This is a genomic window from Phyllobacterium phragmitis, from assembly GCF_002980495.1.
Taxonomy (GTDB): domain Bacteria; phylum Pseudomonadota; class Alphaproteobacteria; order Rhizobiales; family Rhizobiaceae; genus Paramesorhizobium; species Paramesorhizobium phragmitis.
This window is the reverse complement of the sequence record NZ_PVBR01000060.1, coordinates 1-3,398: the sequence shown is the minus strand read 5'-3', so window position 1 is coordinate 3,398 and position 3,398 is coordinate 1. Positions and strand designations below refer to the sequence as shown.

Genomic DNA, 3,398 nt, shown 5'->3' with positions numbered 1-3,398 from the left:
TTGTAGGTCAGTTGGAAATACAGGCAGTTCCTCTGCCTCGTTGCAGTTTGCGACGGTGACGCACCCGTTTCATCCGTATTCCGGACAGCAAGGAGTGTGCGTCGCAAGGCGCGGCAATCGATCGGGTAGACGGTGGTTGCTACGCTTTTCTGATGGTCGGATTTGCTCCGTTCCGCCGCAATGGACCGATGCGGCAACACCTGACCTTGAGGTTGTCGCAGGGGGCGGGCGAGCATTGTGCAGCCTTGCTGATCTGCTGGATCTTGGTGAACTCGTGGAGCACCTCATGTCACAAAAGAAGGTTACAGGGAAGATCGAATGTAAAGAGAATCATGCCGCATCTGTAAGAAAAATAACGCCGCAAAGTCCTTGGGGGCTTCGCTAAATGGCATATATTATGGGTTGTCATAGGCGAATTATCGAGGCTTGTCAGCTTGACGACTTAACCATAGGCGGTATATTTTATAATACATATACTAAGCAAACGGTGGGAATTGCAGGTGTCGGACAACGTCAAGCAAAAGCGATCGAAAGCCAGTATTCTAGCCGAGGACGGCACGCTCAATCCGACACCGGAGAAGGTAGGCGATCCGAAATTCCAGGAAGACGGCTTCTTCGATCCGCGCGACATCGTGCAAGTGAAATACGAGATGTTACGGCGCGTATCCGTCGACAAAATGTCGGTGACGGAGGCATCCGACGAATATGGTGTCTCCCGTCCGACATTCTATCAGGCCAAGGCGGACTTCGAGGGTGCGGGGCTGACCGGACTGGCGCCGAGGAAGCGTGGACCGCGCGGACCGCACAAGCTACAGGGCGAAGTACTGGCGTTCCTCAAGGCGCAGGTGGATCCAGACGGGCCCATTCGGGCGCGCGAACTGACGGACCGTCTCCGGGCAAAGTTCGGCCTCGACGTCCACCCCAGAACGATCGAGCGCGCGCTTGGTGTAAAAAAAACAGCGTAACCAGCGCCGGCACGCAACTGCATTCCACGGTGCAGTCCCGCATCATGGAGGAACGATACGAACTATTGCGCGCCGCCGCGCTCGGCACCGTGCTGCCCCCGGCGGCGCGCAGCGGCCTCACCATCCTTCTGCATCGCGGCATGCGGGCTTGGGTTCGCGCAACCTTGCAGACGCCTTGCCTGTGTCCATCCGCTGGCGTGCTGCCGGCAGTGGGCCTGCCGATCGCATACGAAACTTCCGAACGACACACAGTCATCTGCCTGCTTGCCGCCATGGTGATGGCGGTCCCTGAACGGAGGACAACATGAACGAAATGCTCAAGGTCCAATCGCATCACCTCGAACGCGGCGCCTATCTTTATATCCGACAGTCGTCGATGCGGCAGGTCATGGAGAACGTCGAAAGCACCAAACGCCAGTACAACCTTCGTGGTCGAGCGATCGGACTTGGATGGCGTGACGATCAGGTTGTCGTCATCGACAGCGACCAGGGGGAATCCGGCGCGTCAGCGTCGTGGCGCGAAGGCTTCCAGCATCTGGTGTCCGATGTTGGCATGGGACGCGCTGGGATCGTCATGGGCCTGGAAGTATCCCGGCTTGCCAGAAACAATGCAGACTGGCATCGGTTGCTGGAAATCTGCGCCCTGGCCGATACGCTCATTCTCGATGAAGATGGCGTGTACGATCCGGCTAACTTCAATGATCGCCTGCTGCTCGGACTCAAGGGCACGATGAGCGAAGCCGAGTTGCATGTCATCAAGGCCCGATTACGCGGCGGCATCCTCAACAAGGCACGCCGCGGTGAATATCGTTGTCCTCTGCCGACCGGCTTCATCTATGATGACGTTGGCGATGTGGCCCTCGATCCTGACGCCCAGATCCGGGAGATGATCACCCACTTCTTCGAGACGTTCTCTCGTGTCGGATCGGCCACGCAGACCGTCAAGACGTTCAGCAGGGAAGGTCTGCTCTTTCCGTCCCGTCTGCGCAACGGCAAGCAGGTGGTATTCCAACCGCTGACCACATCGACCGCCATGCGCATGCTGCACAATCCTCGTTACGCGGGTGTCTATGCCTATGGCCAGCGTCATTACCGACGGACGGCTGATGGGAAGAAACAGCTTCGCAAACGTGATCCCAAAGACTGGCTTGCGTGCATTCCGGACGCCCATCCCGGCTATATCAGCTGGGAGCAGTTCCAGCACAATCTCAAGGTACTCGAGGCCAATGGCCAAGGTTACCAAACCGCGCGCGCCTCACCACCGCGCGAAGGCGCGGCTTTATTACAAGGGCGCGTCATATGCGGGCGTTGCGGCAGTCATATGAGCGCCCGTTACGCTGCCCGACGCGGTCAGGTGGATACCTGGTATGTCTGTCACCGCGCCTACGCCTCTCGTGGTGAACGCCACTGTCAGTCGATTGCCGGCTGGCCTGTCGACGAAGCGGTCGGTGAACTGATCGCCGCGGAAATGACCCCCGCTGCTGTGGAATTGACGCTTGAGATCAGAAAAGAAATCGAAGCTCGCCATGACGAAGTGGACCAACTTAGGCTCCGTGCCGTCGAACGCGCCCAGATTGACGCTGATCTTGCGCAGCGGCGATTCATGCTGGTTGATCCCGGCAACCGCCTAGTCGCCGATACTCTCGAACGCGAGTGGAACGACAAACTGCGCATGCTGGCTGATGTGCGAGAAGAAAGAGAGAAAGCTTTACGCGAAGACCGCCTGGCGCTCAACGATGCCATCCGCGATCGGTTGGTTGCCATGACGGAAAACTTCAAAACGGTCTGGTGCGATCCAACCCTGCCGAACCGCGAACGCAAGCGGCTCCTTGCCTATCTTGTCGAGGATGTCACACTGCTCAAGTTCCAGGCCGAAGGAGAGACCCGGATCCACATCCGCTTCAGAGGCGGGAGGACCGAAACATTGACGACACAGAACCCAAAATCCTCCGCACAACAGGTAAAGACCCGGCCTGAGGTGGTCGAGCTGGTTGACAAACTTCTCGACGATCATATCTGCGCCGAAATCGCGGACATCCTGAACGTTCGCGGGATCCGCCCCGGCGGCGCAGCGCGTCGCGGTAAGGCGGACGCCCAGTTCACCGACCTGCGCGTCATCTATCTCGTCAAACAATATGGTCTGCAACCTCGCTACGACCGGCTGCGTGAGCGGGGAATGCTGACAAAAGCGGAGGCCTGCGCAAAACTTGATATCACCGATTGCACGCTCGTCAGATGGGCGAAATACGGCATCGTGAAAAGGCATGCTTACAACGGCTATATTGGCCTCTATGAGCTGCCAGAATCGAATGTGCCAGCCAAACAATGTAGCCGATGGAACCAACTTGTTCACCGGGCTGAGGCCATCCGTCTGCTCAATGCTCAAAATGCATAGATATCAACGAAAGGGCTGTAGTATGAAACCAGTTAGTT

General features: G+C 57.7%; 4 protein-coding genes. All 4 read left to right on the top strand.

Translation table 11 applies throughout. The annotated features are described in order from the left end of the window. Positions 1 to 385: DUF5372 family protein (locus tag C5748_RS28400; RefSeq protein ID WP_158259949.1), on the top strand; the 385-nt coding region annotated here is incomplete at its 5' end. A gap of 115 nt (positions 386 to 500) precedes the next feature. After that, positions 501 to 965, top strand: a complete 465-nt coding sequence (locus tag C5748_RS27260) for a helix-turn-helix domain-containing protein (protein WP_105746175.1) — start codon at positions 501 to 503, stop codon at positions 963 to 965. Between the two features lie 44 nt (positions 966 to 1,009). After that, positions 1,010 to 1,273 (top strand): hypothetical protein, encoded by a 264-nt coding sequence (locus C5748_RS27255; protein ID WP_146119645.1) that lies wholly within the window; start codon positions 1,010 to 1,012, stop codon positions 1,271 to 1,273. Continuing rightward, positions 1,270 to 3,360 (top strand): recombinase family protein, encoded by a 2,091-nt coding sequence (locus tag C5748_RS27250; RefSeq protein WP_105746171.1) that lies wholly within the window; start codon positions 1,270 to 1,272, stop codon positions 3,358 to 3,360. Before C5748_RS27255 ends, C5748_RS27250 begins: the two co-directional genes overlap by 4 nt. Positions 3,361 to 3,398 lie beyond the last annotated feature (38 nt).